General features: G+C 61.4%; 13 protein-coding genes. 12 read left to right on the forward strand and 1 reads right to left on the reverse strand.

The genetic code is table 11. From position 1 onward, the window contains the following. Positions 1-28: 28 nt before the first annotated feature. The 9 genes from AB4N73_RS24335 to hflC all read left to right on the forward strand — a co-directional run bounded on the left by AB4N73_RS24335 (position 29) and on the right by hflC (position 10,100). The gene (locus AB4N73_RS24335; RefSeq protein WP_460142649.1) at positions 29-1,528 is read left to right on the forward strand and encodes an NAD(P)H-hydrate dehydratase; all 1,500 of its coding nucleotides are present in this window, start codon (positions 29-31) and stop codon (positions 1,526-1,528) included. After that, positions 1,516-1,986: a tRNA (adenosine(37)-N6)-threonylcarbamoyltransferase complex ATPase subunit type 1 TsaE gene (gene tsaE, locus AB4N73_RS24340; protein WP_016771950.1), complete on the forward strand. Its 471-nt coding sequence runs from the start codon at positions 1,516-1,518 to the stop codon at positions 1,984-1,986. Before AB4N73_RS24335 ends, tsaE begins: the two co-directional genes overlap by 13 nt. 51 nt (positions 1,987-2,037) lie before the next feature. Beyond that, positions 2,038-3,417: an N-acetylmuramoyl-L-alanine amidase gene (locus AB4N73_RS24345; protein ID WP_370593506.1), complete on the forward strand. Its 1,380-nt coding sequence runs from the start codon at positions 2,038-2,040 to the stop codon at positions 3,415-3,417. Next, a complete protein-coding gene (mutL, locus tag AB4N73_RS24350) occupies positions 3,414-5,321 on the forward strand; it encodes a DNA mismatch repair endonuclease MutL (RefSeq protein ID WP_460142650.1) in 1,908 nt (635 codons plus the stop codon). Before AB4N73_RS24345 ends, mutL begins: the two co-directional genes overlap by 4 nt. Further along, positions 5,321-6,292 (forward strand): tRNA (adenosine(37)-N6)-dimethylallyltransferase MiaA, encoded by a 972-nt coding sequence (miaA, locus tag AB4N73_RS24355; RefSeq protein WP_150638272.1) that lies wholly within the window; start codon positions 5,321-5,323, stop codon positions 6,290-6,292. Before mutL ends, miaA begins: the two co-directional genes overlap by 1 nt. Before the next feature lie 95 nt (positions 6,293-6,387). Further along, positions 6,388-6,654 (forward strand): RNA chaperone Hfq, encoded by a 267-nt coding sequence (gene hfq, locus AB4N73_RS24360; protein ID WP_016771947.1) that lies wholly within the window; start codon positions 6,388-6,390, stop codon positions 6,652-6,654. Positions 6,655-6,666: 12 nt separating this feature from the next. Further along, positions 6,667-7,968, forward strand: coding sequence for a ribosome rescue GTPase HflX (gene hflX, locus AB4N73_RS24365; protein WP_041480728.1), 1,302 nt, complete (start codon positions 6,667-6,669; stop codon positions 7,966-7,968). A gap of 96 nt (positions 7,969-8,064) precedes the next feature. Next, on the forward strand, positions 8,065-9,231 hold the full coding sequence (gene hflK, locus AB4N73_RS24370; protein ID WP_024011368.1) for an FtsH protease activity modulator HflK: 1,167 nt from the start codon (positions 8,065-8,067) through the stop codon (positions 9,229-9,231). Beyond that, entirely contained in the window at positions 9,231-10,100 is an 870-nt protein-coding gene (hflC, locus tag AB4N73_RS24375) for a protease modulator HflC (protein WP_016771945.1), read from the forward strand. The genes hflK and hflC overlap by 1 nt, the downstream gene beginning before the upstream one ends. Before the next feature lie 17 nt (positions 10,101-10,117). On the opposite strand, the gene AB4N73_RS24380 is transcribed toward hflC, so the two are convergent. Then, on the reverse strand, positions 10,118-10,324 hold the full coding sequence (locus tag AB4N73_RS24380; protein ID WP_143497950.1) for a hypothetical protein: 207 nt from the start codon (positions 10,322-10,324) through the stop codon (positions 10,118-10,120). A gap of 88 nt (positions 10,325-10,412) precedes the next feature. On the opposite strand from AB4N73_RS24380, the gene AB4N73_RS24385 reads away from it, so the two are divergent. The 3 genes from AB4N73_RS24385 (at position 10,413) to AB4N73_RS24395 (ending at position 15,018) form a co-directional block, all read left to right on the forward strand. Continuing rightward, entirely contained in the window at positions 10,413-11,600 is a 1,188-nt protein-coding gene (locus AB4N73_RS24385; RefSeq protein ID WP_095180957.1) for an ATP phosphoribosyltransferase regulatory subunit, read from the forward strand. Positions 11,601-11,654: 54 nt separating this feature from the next. Next, complete coding sequence (locus AB4N73_RS24390) at positions 11,655-12,944, forward strand: adenylosuccinate synthase (RefSeq protein WP_016771943.1); 1,290 nt, start codon at positions 11,655-11,657, stop codon at positions 12,942-12,944. 139 nt (positions 12,945-13,083) lie between these two features. Continuing rightward, positions 13,084-15,018: a methyl-accepting chemotaxis protein gene (locus AB4N73_RS24395; RefSeq protein ID WP_041480726.1), complete on the forward strand. Its 1,935-nt coding sequence runs from the start codon at positions 13,084-13,086 to the stop codon at positions 15,016-15,018. The last annotated feature ends 88 nt before the right edge of the window (positions 15,019-15,106 follow it).

The following is a 15,106-nucleotide window of genomic DNA, read 5'->3' on the forward strand; positions in this document are numbered from 1 at the left end:
TCTGCCAGACATCGGAGCCCGAAGACGCATGCCGCAGACGAAAGATGAATTACCCGACGCGCTGTACCGCGCCGCGCAGGTGCGCGAACTCGACGCGCGGCTGATCGCCGCCGGCACGCCGGGCTTCGAATTGATGCAACGCGCCGCCCGCGCGACGTGGCGCGCACTGGTGCGCAAATGGCCGGGCGCGAACGAGCTGACCGTGCTCGCCGGCCATGGCAACAATGCCGGTGACGGTTATCTGGTGGCCGGGTTGGCGCTGCGGGCCGGCTGGACCGTGCGCGTTCTCGCCGTCGGCGATCCGCAACGTTTGCAGGGCGATGCCGCACTGGCCCATGCCGAATCCGTGGCTGCTGGTGTTGTGGTGCAAGGCTGGCAGGGGCAAAGCGAGCTGCGCGGTGTCGTCCTCGATGCCTTGCTCGGCACTGGCCTGAGCGGCGAAGTGCGTGAGCCCTATGCCTCGGCGATCAAGGCGATCAACGCCTGCGGCTTGCCGGTAGCGGCGGTCGATATTCCTTCCGGGCTGTGTGCCGATACCGGGTGTGAACTGGGTGTCGCGGTATGCGCCGATCTAACGGTGACCTTCATTGGTATGAAGGTCGGACTGTTGACCGGTGATGCTGCGGATCATATCGGTGAGCTGGTCTTCAGCGACCTGCAAGCCCCCGACGAAATTTTCAGTGACATTCCTGTCTGCGCTCAGCGCCTGAGCGCCGCTAATCTTCCAGCACTTGCGCCGCGCGCGCCGACCTCGCACAAGGGCCGCTTTGGCCACGTGTTGCTGATCGGCGGCGATCACGGTTTCGGCGGAGCGATTCTGCTCAGCACGGAAATGGCCTTGCGCGGCGGCGCGGGCATGGTCTCGCTAGCGACTCGCCCAGAGCATGTGCCGGCGGCGCTGACTCGGGTCCCGGAGGCGATGGCGCTCGGCACTTCGTCAGCCAATCAACTGATGGGGCTGCTGGAAAAGGTTTCGGTGCTGGTGGTCGGACCGGGTCTCGGTCAGGCCAGTTGGGGCCGTGCCCTGTCGTCGGCGGCCGCCAATGCTGCGTTGCCGCAAGTGTGGGACGCCGACGCGTTGAACCTGCTGGCCAGCGATTTTGTCCAGTTGCCCAAGGATTGCGTGATCACCCCGCATCCGGGTGAAGCGGCGCGCTTGCTTGGCATCAGTACCGCCGAAGTGCAGGCCGATCGCCCGGCCGCTGCTCTGGCGTTGAGCAAAAAGTATTCAGCGGTAGTGGTTCTGAAAGGGGCCGGCAGTCTGATCGCCCATCCCGATGGGCGTCTGGCCTTGTGTCATCAGGGTCATCCGACGATGGCCACGGGCGGGCTCGGCGATGTGCTGGCCGGTCTGACCGGCGCAATGCTGGCCCAGGGCATGGGCGCGTTCGATGCGGCATGCCTGGCCGTCTGGCTGCACGCCAACGCCGGCATGCAACAAGGCAAATTCGGCCGTGGGCTGGCGGCCAGTGATCTGATTCCAGCCATTCGTCAGTTGTTGGAGGAGCAAGCACCGTGTCTGAAGTAACCCTGTACCTGGCCGATGAACAGGCAATGAGCGACTTTGGCGCACGGATCGCCCGCGTCACCCAGGGCCATGGCCTGATTTTTCTTGAAGGTAATCTGGGTATGGGCAAAACCACCCTGTCACGGGGCATCATTCGTGGGCTGGGGCATGTCGGCGCGGTAAAAAGTCCGACCTTCACATTGGTCGAGCCCTACGAGATCGGTGACATACGTGCCTTCCACTTCGACCTCTATCGTTTGGTCGATCCCGAGGAGCTGGAGTTTCTCGGCATCCGCGACTACTTCGAAGACGATGCCCTGTGCCTGATCGAATGGCCCGATAAAGGTGCAGGCTTTTTGCCAAAGCCTGACCTGACCATTACCATTAGCCCGCAAGACAGCGGGCGTTCGCTGAAAATTTTAGCCCAGGGCTCGCGTGGCGAGGCCTGGTGTGCCGCTTTGGCATTGGAATCCAATTAAATGATGGGGTTTGGTATGCGCTTTCGCGCGTTGGTGGCTGCCGCTGGACTGATGTTGATGGCAGTAACCGTCAACGCTGTGGCCGATTCAAAGGTCAACAGCGTGCGCCTGTGGCGTGCGCCGGACAATACGCGACTGGTCTTTGACCTCAGCGGGCCGGTGCAGCACAGCGTTTTCACCCTGACAGCCCCTGATCGGCTGGTGATCGACATCAACGGCGCCACCCTCGGCGCGCCGTTGAACGTGCAGACCGCGAACACGCCTATCACCGCGATGCGCTCAGCCCAGCGCACACCGACCGACCTGCGGGTGGTCATCGACCTGAAAAAAGCCGTCACCCCGAAAAGCTTCTCGCTGGCGCCGAACGCGCAGTACGGCAACCGTCTGGTGGTCGATCTGTTCGACAACCCGGCCGATGCCGCGCCGCCGCCAGCCCCGACGCCATCGGTGGCGACCGTGCCGGCGGTGCCGGTGACTCCGACCGAACCGGCGATCAAGTTGCCGCCAGCCCCGGCCGGCAAGCGCGACATTATCGTTGTCATCGACGCCGGCCACGGTGGCGAAGACCCGGGCGCTTCCGGCTCGCGCGGCCAGCGTGAGAAAGACGTGGTGCTGCAGATCGCCCGCGAATTGCAGCGTCAGGTCAACGGCATGAAAGGCTTCCGCGCCGAGCTGACCCGTACCGGCGACTACTTCATTCCATTGCGCGGGCGTACCGAAATCGCCCGCAAGAAGGGCGCCGACCTGTTCGTCTCGATCCACGCCGACGCTGCGCCGTCCGCGGCCGCTTTCGGTGCTTCGGTGTTCGCCCTGTCCGATCGTGGCGCTACCTCCGAGACTGCCCGCTGGCTGGCCGACAGTGAAAACCGATCCGACCTGATCGGTGGTGCCGGCAACGTCAGCCTCGACGACAAGGACCGCATGCTCGCCGGCGTGTTGCTCGACCTGTCGATGACTGCGTCGCTGACCTCCAGTCTCAACGTCGGGCAAAAGGTGCTGACCAACATCGGTCGCGTTACGCCGCTGCACAAACAGCGCGTGGAACAGGCCGGCTTCATGGTGTTGAAGTCGCCGGACATTCCATCGATCCTGGTTGAAACCGGCTTTATTTCCAACGCCAACGAAGCGAACAAGCTGTCCGCATCGAGCCATCAGCAAGCGCTGGCCCGTTCGATCAGCAGCGGCGTGCGCCAGTTCTTCCAGCAGAATCCGCCGCCGGGCACCTACATCGCCTGGCTGCGTGATTCCGGCAAGATTGCCCAAGGCCCGCGCGACCACCGCGTCGGGCCGGGGGAAACCCTGGCGATGATCGGCGTGCGCTATCAGGTTTCGCCGGCCACCTTGCGCGCCGCCAACAATCTGAAAAGCGATGAGCTGAAAGTCGGTCAGCACCTGACCATTCCAGGCACCGAACTGGCGTCCAAAGAATGAACCAGGTAATGAACACCGCGCGCATCGAGCTGCTCAGCCCACGACTGGCGAACCAGATCGCCGCTGGTGAGGTGGTCGAGCGCCCGGCTTCGGTGATCAAGGAGTTGCTGGAAAACAGCCTCGACTCTGGCGCCAAGCGTATTGACGTCGATGTCGAGCAGGGCGGCGTCAAGTTGCTGCGCGTGCGCGATGACGGCAGCGGTATTTCCGCCGATGACCTGCCGTTGGCCCTGGCCCGTCACGCCACCAGCAAGATTCGCAACCTCGAAGATCTCGAGCAGGTGATGAGCCTGGGGTTCCGGGGCGAGGCGCTGGCGTCGATCAGCTCCGTGGCGCGTCTGACCCTGACCTCGCGCACCCGCGATGCCGATCAGGCCTGGCAGGTCGAAACCGAAGGCCGGGACATGGCGCCGCGCGTGCAGCCGGCGGCGCATCCGGTCGGCACTTCGGTGGAAGTCCGCGACCTGTTCTTCAACACCCCGGCCCGGCGCAAATTTCTCAAGACCGAAAAAACCGAATTCGATCACCTGCAGGAAGTGATCAAGCGTCTGGCGCTGGCGCGCTTCGACGTGGCTTTTCATCTGCGCCACAACGGCAAGACCATCCTCAGCCTGCACGAGGCCCACGATGATGCAGCCCGCGCCCGGCGTGTGGCGGCGATCTGCGGTTCGGGTTTCCTTGAGCAGGCGTTGCCGATCGAGATCGAACGCAATGGCTTGCACCTGTGGGGCTGGGTCGGTTTGCCGACCTTCAACCGCAGTCAGGCGGATTTGCAGTATTTCTTCGTAAACGGCCGTGCGGTGCGCGACAAACTGGTGGCCCACGCGGTACGCCAGGCTTATCGCGACGTGCTGTTCAATGGTCGGCACCCGACCTTCGCGCTGTTTTTCGAGGTCGATCCCGCAGCGGTAGACGTCAACGTGCACCCGACCAAACACGAAGTGCGTTTCCGTGACGGGCGCATGGTCCACGATTTCCTGTATGGCACGCTGCACCGTGCGCTGGGCGATGTGCGTCCGGAAGATCAACTTGCCGGCTCGGTCACCACGGCGATCGTTCGGCCGAGTGGGATCGAGGCTGGCGAGTTCGGCCCGCAAGGCGAGATGCGTCTAGCCGCCAATGCGCTGCTGGAGCAGCCTCAGGCGCAGCCGGTGTTCAATACTCCGTCCGGGGCTAGCGCTGGCGGCGCTTATCAGTATCAATACACGCCGCGTCCGCAATCGGCGCTGCCCGCTGCCGAGGCGCAAGCCGCATACAAGGAATTTTTCGCGCCGCTGCCTGAAGCCAATGCCAGCGCGCTGCCAACCGGTCAGGAAGATATCCCGCCGCTCGGCTATGCACTGGCGCAGCTCAAGGGCATCTATATTTTGTCCGAAAACGCCCATGGCCTGGTGCTGGTGGACATGCATGCCGCCCACGAGCGAATCATGTACGAGCGCCTGAAAATCGCCATGGCCAGCGAAGGTCTCAGTGGCCAGCCGTTGCTGGTGCCGGAATCGCTGGCGGTCAGTCAGCGCGAGGCCGATTGCGCTGAAGAACACGCCGCTTGGTTTCAGCGTCTTGGTTTTGAATTGCAGCGACTGGGGCCGGAAACCCTGGCGATCCGGCAGATTCCCGCTTTGCTCAAGCAGGCCGAAGCCAATCGACTGGTCGGCGACGTGCTCTCTGACCTGATGGAATACGGCACCAGTGACCGTATCCAGGCGCACCTCAACGAACTGCTCGGCACCATGGCCTGCCACGGCGCGATCCGCGCCAACCGGCGTCTGGCCCTGCCGGAAATGAACGGTCTGCTGCGCGATATGGAAAACACCGAGCGCAGCGGTCAATGCAACCATGGCCGACCGACCTGGACCCAATTGGGCCTGGACGATCTGGACAAACTGTTCCTGCGCGGTCGTTGATGAGCCAGCTGCCTCCAGCGATTTTCCTGATGGGCCCGACCGCTGCGGGCAAGACCGATCTGGCCATCGAGCTGACCAAGGTGCTGCCGTGCGAATTGATCAGTGTCGATTCGGCGCTGGTCTACCGCGGCATGGACATCGGCACGGCCAAGCCTTCGAAAGAGTTGTTGGCCGAATACCCGCACCGGCTGATCGACATCCTCGACCCCGCTGAAGCGTATTCCGCTGCCGATTTCCGTCGCGACGCGTTGCAGGCCATGGCCGAAATCACTGGGCGAGGAAAGATCCCGCTGCTGGTCGGCGGCACCATGCTCTATTACAAGGCTCTGGTCGAAGGTCTGGCGGACATGCCGGCAGCCGATCCCGAGGTCCGCGCGCAGATCGAGGAAGAAGCTGCACGCCTCGGCTGGCAAGCCCTGCACGAACAGTTGGCGCAGATCGATCCGGTGTCGGCGGCGCGCATCCATCCCAATGATCCGCAACGCTTGAGTCGGGCACTGGAAGTGTATCGAGTCAGCGGGCAGAGCATGACCGCTCTGCGCGAGCAACAATCTGTGCAAAGTACTGAAGCAGCCGCTTCGGGACGGCAACAATTGCCCTATACTGTCGCGAACCTGGCCATTGCTCCGGCGAATCGTCAGGTTCTGCACCAGCGAATTGAACAAAGATTCACAAATATGTTGGAACAGGGATTCATCGACGAGGTCGTAGCCCTGCGTAAAAGAAGTGACCTGCATTCGGGGTTGCCGTCTATACGTGCGGTAGGCTACCGCCAAGTCTGGGATTACCTGGACGGCAAGCTGACATTGGCCCAGATGCAGGAGCGGGGCATCATCGCCACGCGCCAATTGGCCAAACGCCAGTTTACCTGGCTGCGCAGCTGGGACGATTTGCATTGGCTGGACAGTCTTGATTGCGACAATCTGCCACGCGCCTTGAAATACCTTGGGACCATCTCCATATTGAGCTGAGTCCTTGCAATTGCCGTCTATCCTTGGGGGTGTGACGGCCGAAGCCATCTGAATTTACCTGTTTTTATTATTGAATCCTTAAAGGAGTGCGGCACATGTCAAAAGGGCATTCGCTACAAGACCCTTACCTGAACACTTTACGTAAAGAGAAAGTCGGGGTTTCCATCTATCTGGTCAACGGTATCAAGCTGCAAGGGACGATCGAGTCGTTCGACCAGTTCGTGATCCTGCTGAAAAACACCGTAAGCCAGATGGTCTACAAACACGCTATCTCGACCGTCGTGCCGGTTCGTCCAATTCGTCTGCCTAGCGCAACCGAAAACGAACAGGGCGATGCCGATGCAGCGCCGGGTAACGCCTGATAGGAGTCTCCTTTGTTCTTTGAGCGCCACGGTGGTGGTGAACGAGTCATCCTCGTTCACTTGGATGGACAGGACCCTGAGGCGCGCGAAGATCCGCAGGAGTTTCAGGAGTTGGCAAATTCGGCTGGCGCCGAGACCGTCGCGTTTTTTAACGTGCCGCGTCATCGGCCAACCGCCAAATATCTGATCGGCAGCGGCAAGGTCGAGGAACTGCGCGACCTGGTCAAGGCTGAAGAAGCCGATCTGGTGATTTTCAATCACATCCTCACGCCCAGTCAGGAACGCAACCTCGAACGTGTCTTCGAGTGTCGCGTGATCGACCGCACCGGGCTGATTCTCGATATTTTCGCCCAACGCGCACGCACCCATGAGGGCAAGCTGCAGGTCGAACTGGCCCAGCTTGACCACATGAGCACGCGGCTGGTTCGCGGCTGGACTCACCTTGAGCGTCAGGGTGGCGGTATCGGTATGCGCGGTCCGGGTGAAACCCAGCTGGAAACCGACCGCCGTCTGCTGCGGGTTCGCCTGCGCCAGATCAAGGGGCGGCTGGAGAAGGTGCGCAGTCAGCGCGAGCAGTCGCGCCGTGGCCGATCCCGTGCGGACATCCCTACCGTTTCGCTGGTGGGATACACCAACGCCGGAAAATCGACACTCTTCAACAACGTGACGAAGTCCGAGGTGTACGCGGCCGATCAGTTGTTCGCCACGCTCGACCCGACCCTGCGCCGGCTGGAGCTTGACGACCTCGGTCCGATCGTCCTCGCCGACACCGTGGGGTTCATTCGTCACCTGCCACACAAGCTGGTCGAGGCATTTCGGTCTACGCTCGAAGAGTCGAGCAATTCCGACCTGCTGTTGCACGTGATCGATGCGGCTGAACCGGATCGCATGTTGCAGATCGAGCAGGTGATGGTGGTGCTGGGCGAGATTGGTGCCCAGGACTTGCCGATCCTCGAGGTCTATAACAAACTCGATTTGCTTGAAGGCGTCGAGCCGCAGATCCAGCGCGATGCCGATGGCAAGCCGCAACGGGTCTGGCTCTCGGCGCGTGATGGCAGCGGTCTGGAATTGCTTGAACAGGCCATCGCCGAGTTGCTCGGCAGTGATCTGTTCGTCGGTACCTTGCGCTTGCCGCAACGATTCGCTCGGCTGCGTGCGCAGTTCTTCGAACTCGGGGCGGTGCAGAAAGAAGAATACGATGATGAAGGTGTCAGCCTGCTGGCCGTTCGTTTGCCCCGGATCGAGCTGAATCGATTGGTAAGCCGCGAAGGATTGCAGCCGATGGAATTCATCGAGCAACACACTTTGCAATAAAAGCCTGACAAAGCGGTTGTGCCGCAACGGCAGGCATTCTGTAGCATTGGTCGGCGCGCCGTGGGTGCGTCTTTGCTTTATCAGATGGAGAGCGCTATGGCTTGGAATGAGCCGGGTGGCAACTCGAATAATCAGGATCCCTGGGGTGGCAAGCGCCGCAATAACGGCGACCGCAAGGGACCACCGGATCTCGACGAGGCCTTCCGAAAGCTGCAGGAAAGCCTGAACGGGTTGTTCGGTGGTGGTAAGAAACGCGGTGATGACGGCGGCGGGTCGGGGCGCAGCAGTGGCGGCTTCGGCGGTCTGCTCGGCATCGGCCTGGTCGTGTTGGCGGCTGTCTGGCTGTACAGCGCGGTCTACGTGGTGGACGAGCAGGAGCAAGCCGTTGTGCTGCGCTTCGGCAAGTACTACGAGACTGTCGGCCCGGGCCTGAACATCTACTTCCCGCCGATCGACAAGAAGTACATGGAGAACGTGACGCGTGAGCGTGCGTACACCAAGCAGGGCCAGATGCTGACTGAAGACGAGAACATCGTCGAAGTGCCGCTGACCGTGCAGTACAAGATCAGCAACCTGCAGGACTTCGTGCTGAACGTCGATCAGCCGGAAATCAGTCTGCAGCACGCGACCGAAAGTGCACTGCGTCACGTGGTCGGTTCTACCGCCATGGACCAGGTGCTGACCGAAGGTCGTGAATTGATGGCCAGCGAAATCAAGGAGCGTCTGCAACGTTTCCTCGATACCTATCGCACCGGTATCACCGTCACCCAGGTCAACGTACAGAGCGCAGCAGCACCGCGTGAAGTGCAGGAAGCTTTCGATGACGTGATCCGCGCCCGTGAAGACGAGCAGCGTTCGCGCAACCAGGCTGAAACCTACGCCAACGGCGTTGTGCCGGAAGCCCGTGGTCAGGCCCAGCGCATCATCGAAGATGCCAACGGTTATCGCGACGAGACCATCTCGCGCGCCAAGGGTGAGGCCGATCGCTTCACCAAACTGGTCGCCGAGTATCGCAAGGCACCTGAAGTCACCCGCGAGCGTCTGTACCTGGACACCATGCAGGAAGTCTTCAGCAACACCAGCAAGGTGCTCGTGACCGGCAACAAGAACGGCCAGAGCAATCTGCTTTACCTGCCGTTGGACAAAATGATCCAGAACAGCTCGGGCAACGCACCGGTGACCGGTTCGGCCGCCAGCAACAACACGGACGTCACGCCGCATGTCACTGACGTGCCGCAGACGCGTACAAGGGAGACCCGCTGATGAGCAATAAATCGCTGATCGCCCTGATCGTTGGCGTCGTTGTGGTACTGGTGGGCTGGAATTGCTTCTACATCGTCGCTCAGACCGAGCGCGCGGTGCTGCTGCAATTCGGCCGTGTGGTTCAGGCGGATGTCCAGCCAGGTCTGCATGTGAAAGTGCCTTACGTCAACCAGGTGCGCAAATTCGATGCGCGTCTGCTGACGCTGGATGCGCCGACGCAGCGCTTCCTGACCCTGGAAAAGAAAGCCGTGATGGTCGATGCCTACGCCAAGTGGCGGGTGAAAGATGCCGAGCGCTTCTACACCGCGACTTCGGGTCTGAAGCAGATCGCCGACGAGCGTCTGTCCCGTCGTCTCGAATCGGGGCTGCGTGACCAGTTCGGCAAGCGCACCCTGCACGAAGTGGTGTCGGGTGAGCGTGATGCGCTGATGGCTGACATCACTGCATCGCTGAACAAGATGGCGGAAAAAGAGCTGGGTATCGAAGTGGTTGATGTCCGGGTCAAGGCCATTGATCTGCCGAAGGAAGTGAACCGCAGTGTGTTCGAGCGTATGAGCACCGAGCGTGAGCGTGAAGCTCGCGAGCACCGCGCCAAGGGTAACGAGCTGGCCGAAGGCATCCGTGCCGACGCCGATCGTCAACGCCGCGTGCTGCTGGCCGAAGCCTATCGTGAATCCGAAGAGGTTCGCGGTGACGGTGACGCCCAGGCAGCTGCGATCTACTCCAAGGCCTACGGTCAGGATCAGGAGTTCTACGGTTTCTACCGTAGCCTGCGTGCCTACCGTGAAAGCTTCGCGAACAAATCCGACGTCCTGGTCCTCGACCCAAGCAGCGACTTCTTCCGTTACCTGGAAAAAGCCAAACCTTGATACGACGTTGACCTGAATCATTCCGCCCGGCGGCTAAAACCTCGGGCGGGGTGATCCTTTCGGAAAACGTGTGTATGATGCGGCAGCCGGGAAATTCCCGGCTTTTTTGCGTCTGCACGTTTGATTGCTGTTTTTGTTGCAGGCATCGGGTTTGAATAGCCCGAGCGTTTTTCGAGGAAAGTGATGGGCGAAGCCGCCAGCCGGCCTTTCGCTGCGTCGTTCATGCGCGTGCGTTTTGAACGCTCCGGTCATTTTCTGCTTCACTCAAGGCTCGCCTAGTGCTGGCCGCCCGGATCAAAGGGGAATGGCGTAATGGCAACGGTAGACCGCTGGCTGCTGCCAGATGGCATCGAAGAAGTACTGCCACCGGAGGCGGCGCGCATTGAAGTCGCGCGTCGTCAGGTGTTGGATCTGTTCCAGAGCTGGGGTTACGAGTTCGTCGTGACTCCCCATATCGAGTACCTGGAATCCCTGCTGACCGGCGCGGGCCAGGACCTGGATCTGCGTACCTTCAAGGTCATCGACCCGCAATCGGGCCGGCAGATGGGTTTCCGTGCCGACATCACACCGCAGGTGGCGCGTATCGATGCGCACACCCTGCGCCGCGAAGGCCCGAGCCGTCTGTGCTACGCAGGCAGTGTCCTGCACGCCCAGCCGCGTGCATTGTCGTCCTCGCGCAGCCCGATCCAGCTGGGCGCCGAGCTGTACGGCGACGCCAGCCCGAGCAGCGACGTCGAAGTCATCAGCCTGATGCTGGCCATGCTGCAACTGGCCGATGTGCCGGACGTGCACATGGACCTCGGGCATGTCGGCATCTACCGTGGTCTGGCGCGTGCCGCTGGTCTTTCCGGTGAAGTCGAGCAGCAGTTGTTCGATGCCCTGCAGCGCAAGGCCATCGATGAAGTGATTACCCTGACCGAAGGTCTCCCGGCCGATCTGTCGGGGATGCTGCGTGCCTTGGTTGATCTGTGCGGCGGCCGTGAAGTATTGAGCGCTGCCCGCGAGCGTCTGGCCAATGCGCCGGCGCCGGTGCTGGCGGCGCTGGAAGACCTGCTGGCGATCGCCGAGCGTCTTTCCGTGCGCTTCCCGCACCTGCCGCTGTATTTCGACCTCGGTGAGTTGCGCGGCTACCACTACCACACCGGTGTGGTGTTCGCGGTGTTCGTGCCGGGCGTTGGCCAGTCCATCGCTCAGGGCGGTCGTTACGATGACATCGGTGCCGACTTCGGTCGCGCCCGTCCGGCGACTGGTTTCTCTACCGATTTGAAAACCCTGGTGACCCTGGGGCGTGCTGAGATCGAGCTACCGTCTGGCGGTATCTGGATGCCTGACAGTACGGATGCGGCACTCTGGCAGCAGGTTTGCCAGTTGCGCAGTGAGGGTCAGCGTGTCGTTCAGGCCTTGCCTGGACAACCTTTGGCCGCCGCCCGTGATGCGGACTGCGACCGGCAATTGATTCAGCAGAACGGGCTTTGGCAAGTATCGCCACTGGCTTCTTGAGTTTTCCTGCCGGCCATCGCCGGCACCAAGTTTGCGCGAATGAGGACAAGTGTTATGGGTAAGAATGTCGTAGTCCTGGGCACCCAGTGGGGTGATGAGGGCAAAGGCAAGATCGTTGATCTGCTGACCGAACATGCTGCCGCCGTAGTGCGCTACCAGGGTGGCCACAACGCGGGTCACACGCTGGTGATCGACGGCGAGAAAACCGTCTTGCACCTGATTCCGTCGGGCGTGCTGCGCGAAGGCGTGCAATGCCTGATCGGCAACGGCGTGGTGGTTGCACCTGACGCCCTGCTGCGCGAGATCACCAAGCTGGAAGAGAAAGGCGTACCGGTGCGCGAGCGCTTGCGTATCAGCCCGTCCTGCCCGCTGATCCTGTCCTTCCACGTTGCGCTGGACCAGGCCCGTGAAAAGGCCCGTGGCGAGCTGAAGATCGGTACTACCGGTCGCGGCATCGGCCCGGCGTACGAAGATAAAGTTGCCCGTCGTGGCCTGCGTGTCGGCGACCTGCTGAACATGCCGCGCTTCGAAGACAAGCTGCGGGAACTGGTGGATTACCACAACTTCATGCTGGTCGGTTACTACAAAGAGCCAGCCATCGAATTCGAAAAGACCCTGGCCGAGTGCAAGGAATACGCTGAGCTGCTCAAGCCGCTGATGCTCGACGTGACTGCCGAGCTGCACGATCTGCGTCGTGCCGGCAAGGACATCATGTTCGAAGGCGCGCAAGGTTCGTTGCTCGACATCGACCACGGCACCTACCCGTACGTGACCAGCTCCAACACCACTGCGGGTGGCGTGGCGACCGGTTCGGGCGTTGGCCCGATGTTCCTCGACTACATCCTGGGCATCACCAAGGCTTACACCACTCGCGTCGGTTCCGGCCCGTTCCCGACCGAGCTGTTTGACGAAGTCGGTGCACACCTGGCCAAGCAGGGTCACGAGTTCGGCGCTACCACCGGCCGTGCCCGTCGCTGCGGCTGGTTTGACGCCGTCATCCTGCGTCGCGCTATCGATGTGAACAGCATCTCGGGCATCTGCCTGACCAAGCTGGACGTACTCGACGGTCTGGAAACCATCAACATCTGCGTCGGCTACAAAGACGCGCAAGGCAATGCTGTTGCCCCGACCGATGCTGACAGCTACGTAGGCCTGCAGCCTGTGTACGAAGAAGTGCCAGGCTGGAGCGAATCGACCGTGGGTGCAAAAACCCTGGAAGAGCTGCCGGCCAATGCTCGTGCCTACATCAAACGCGTTGAAGAGTTGATCGGCGCGCCGATCGACATTATTTCGACGGGCCCGGACCGCAACGAAACCATCGTTCTGCGTCATCCGTTTGCTTGATAAGTCGTTGATGTAAAAAACAAAGGCCCCTTAATCGGGGCCTTTGTCGTTTATGCCTGTTGGACGGCATGACCTTTGCTGTGAATCTGTCTACAAGAGTGCCATCAAATTAATGGCGTCAGAAGTAGAGGGATTTAAAGTGTCAGCCGTTCTCTCACTGTTACAAAGCCGTTTGTTGCGGCCAGTGTTCGTTACCCTTGGTATCGCCCTTTTGGTGCAGGTGTTGGTGGCGGTTGCCCTGACGCGGAGCACGGTGACCGCGCTGGAAGCCGATCTGGCTGTGCGCCTGGGTGCCGACAGCCAGAAACTCTCCGGTGAACTGGAGCAGGCCGGGCGTGAAGTCACTTCAAGTCTTGATGCGTTATCGGCCAGCACTCGTCAGCGCCTGACGGTCGGCCTGTCCGCGCGTCTGAAAGAAGAGCAGGCGCAGCTGCGAGCGACGCTGGAAAAGGATCTGAAGGATTCGGCCAACGACATGGCGCAGTTGCTTGCATCCGTAGCGCCGCGTGCCATGTGGGACAGCGACGTGCCGACGCTCTCGGAGTTCGCCCGCCGCGCCCAGCGCAATCCCAACGTGCTGTTCGTGGTGTATGACGACGCCACCGGCCAGCATCTGACCCGTTATCTCAACCGTGAAAACCCGATCAACAAGGCCTTGCTGGAAAAAGGTCAGGGCGAGCGCGCGCTGGATAAAGTGCTGGATGCGGCGAAGAATGATCCTTCGGTCTACTACCTCGAGGCCTCGATCAATCCCAACGGCGTGGAAATCGGCAAAGTGCTGATGGGTGTGTCCACAGCCTCGGTGGAAACCGATCTGGCCGAGCTCGACAAGCGCTTCCTGGCGCTGATTGCCAGCAGCGATCAACTGGTCGGCGACAGCCTTAAAGGCGCAGCGGCGGACAGCGCCAAAGCGATGCAGGCGCGCCTGCAATCGGCGCAAGCCACCGCTGGTGAAATGAAAGCCAACACCGCACAAACCGTTCAGGAAGCTGCCGCCACTCTTCGCTGGCGCATTGGCCTTGGCCTGGCACTGGTCGGTTGCGGCGTGCTGCTGTTGCTGGCCGTGGTGCTCGGTCATCGGGTGGTCAATCGTCTGAAAATGCTCAATGCAGCGATGGACGATCTGGCAGCAGGCGAGGGTGATCTGACCAAGCGTGTGCAGATCAACAGCAAGGATGAAATCGGCGACATGGCCTCAGCGGTCAATCGCTTCGTGGATAAATTGCAGCCGATCGTACGCGAGGCGGGTGATGTCGCTCAGCGCACTGGCGTGGAAATCGGCGCGATGACTTTGCGCAACGCTGGCGCCGATGCGGCTGCCGGAATGCAGCGCGATGAAGTTGCAGAAAGCCTGCGCGCGCTGTCGCAAATGGCAGACGAGGCGCAGTCGGAAAGTCAGGCGATGCAGGCGGCGCTCAAGCAGGTTGTCGATATTCGTCAGGCCACCGATGAGAACACCCGGACTTCGGCGAAGGTTGGCAGCCTGATCGAAGCGCTGGCCGGGCAGGTCGATACCGGGGCGAAGGTTATCGAGCGACTGGCGCAGCAGAGCGAGCAGATTGAGGTGGTGCTGACGGTGATTCACGGCATCGCCGAACAGACCAATCTGCTGGCATTGAACGCTGCGATCGAGGCGGCGCGGGCCGGTGAAACTGGGCGTGGGTTTGCCGTGGTGGCGGATGAAGTTCGTGCGCTGGCGAGCAAGACGCAAAGCTCCACGGGTGATATTCAAGCGCACATCGTCGCTCTGCAACAGGGCGCACGTGAGGCAGTCGAGGCGATTGGCCAGGCCGGACGGCAGGCCAGCGAAGGTTTGCTGGTCTTGCGCGACAGTGCGCGCTTGCAGCAATCGGTGCAGGCTTCGGTCGAGCAGGTGCATGCGGCGATCGGTCTGGCGACGCAAGCAGCAGCGCATCAGGCGCAGGGTGCACAGGCAGTGCGTGGGCGCGTCGAAACGATTCACGCCCAAGCCGAGAAAGCGGCGCAGGCAGTGGTGGAAACCACGGCCAGTGGCAAGGTGCTGGATGGTCTGGCGGCGCAGTTGAAGGCTAGCCTGGGGCAGTTTCGCGCTTGATGTTATCCGGGCTGGCCTCTTCGCGAGCAGGCTCGCTCCCACAGGGAAACTCAATCCATTGTGGGAGCGAGCCTGCTCGCGAAAACGG

This window comes from Pseudomonas sp. S3_B08 (genome assembly GCF_054667725.1).

Excerpts from the sequence above, each read along its gene's own strand:
- mutL (WP_460142650.1), top strand. The coding sequence starts at position 3,414 with ATGAACCAGGTAATGAACACCGCGCGCATCGAGCTGCTCAGCCCACGA.
- miaA (WP_150638272.1), top strand. The coding sequence starts at position 5,321 with ATGAGCCAGCTGCCTCCAGCGATTTTCCTGATGGGCCCGACCGCTGCG.
- AB4N73_RS24345 (WP_370593506.1), top strand. The coding sequence starts at position 2,038 with ATGTTGATGGCAGTAACCGTCAACGCTGTGGCCGATTCAAAGGTCAAC.
- AB4N73_RS24385 (WP_095180957.1), top strand. The coding sequence starts at position 10,413 with ATGGCAACGGTAGACCGCTGGCTGCTGCCAGATGGCATCGAAGAAGTA.
- AB4N73_RS24380 (WP_143497950.1), bottom strand. The coding sequence starts at position 10,324 with ATGAACGACGCAGCGAAAGGCCGGCTGGCGGCTTCGCCCATCACTTTC.
- AB4N73_RS24390 (WP_016771943.1), top strand. The coding sequence starts at position 11,655 with ATGGGTAAGAATGTCGTAGTCCTGGGCACCCAGTGGGGTGATGAGGGC.
- hfq (WP_016771947.1), top strand. The coding sequence starts at position 6,388 with ATGTCAAAAGGGCATTCGCTACAAGACCCTTACCTGAACACTTTACGT.
- hflK (WP_024011368.1), top strand. The coding sequence starts at position 8,065 with ATGGCTTGGAATGAGCCGGGTGGCAACTCGAATAATCAGGATCCCTGG.
- hflC (WP_016771945.1), top strand. The coding sequence starts at position 9,231 with ATGAGCAATAAATCGCTGATCGCCCTGATCGTTGGCGTCGTTGTGGTA.
- AB4N73_RS24335 (WP_460142649.1), top strand. The coding sequence starts at position 29 with ATGCCGCAGACGAAAGATGAATTACCCGACGCGCTGTACCGCGCCGCG.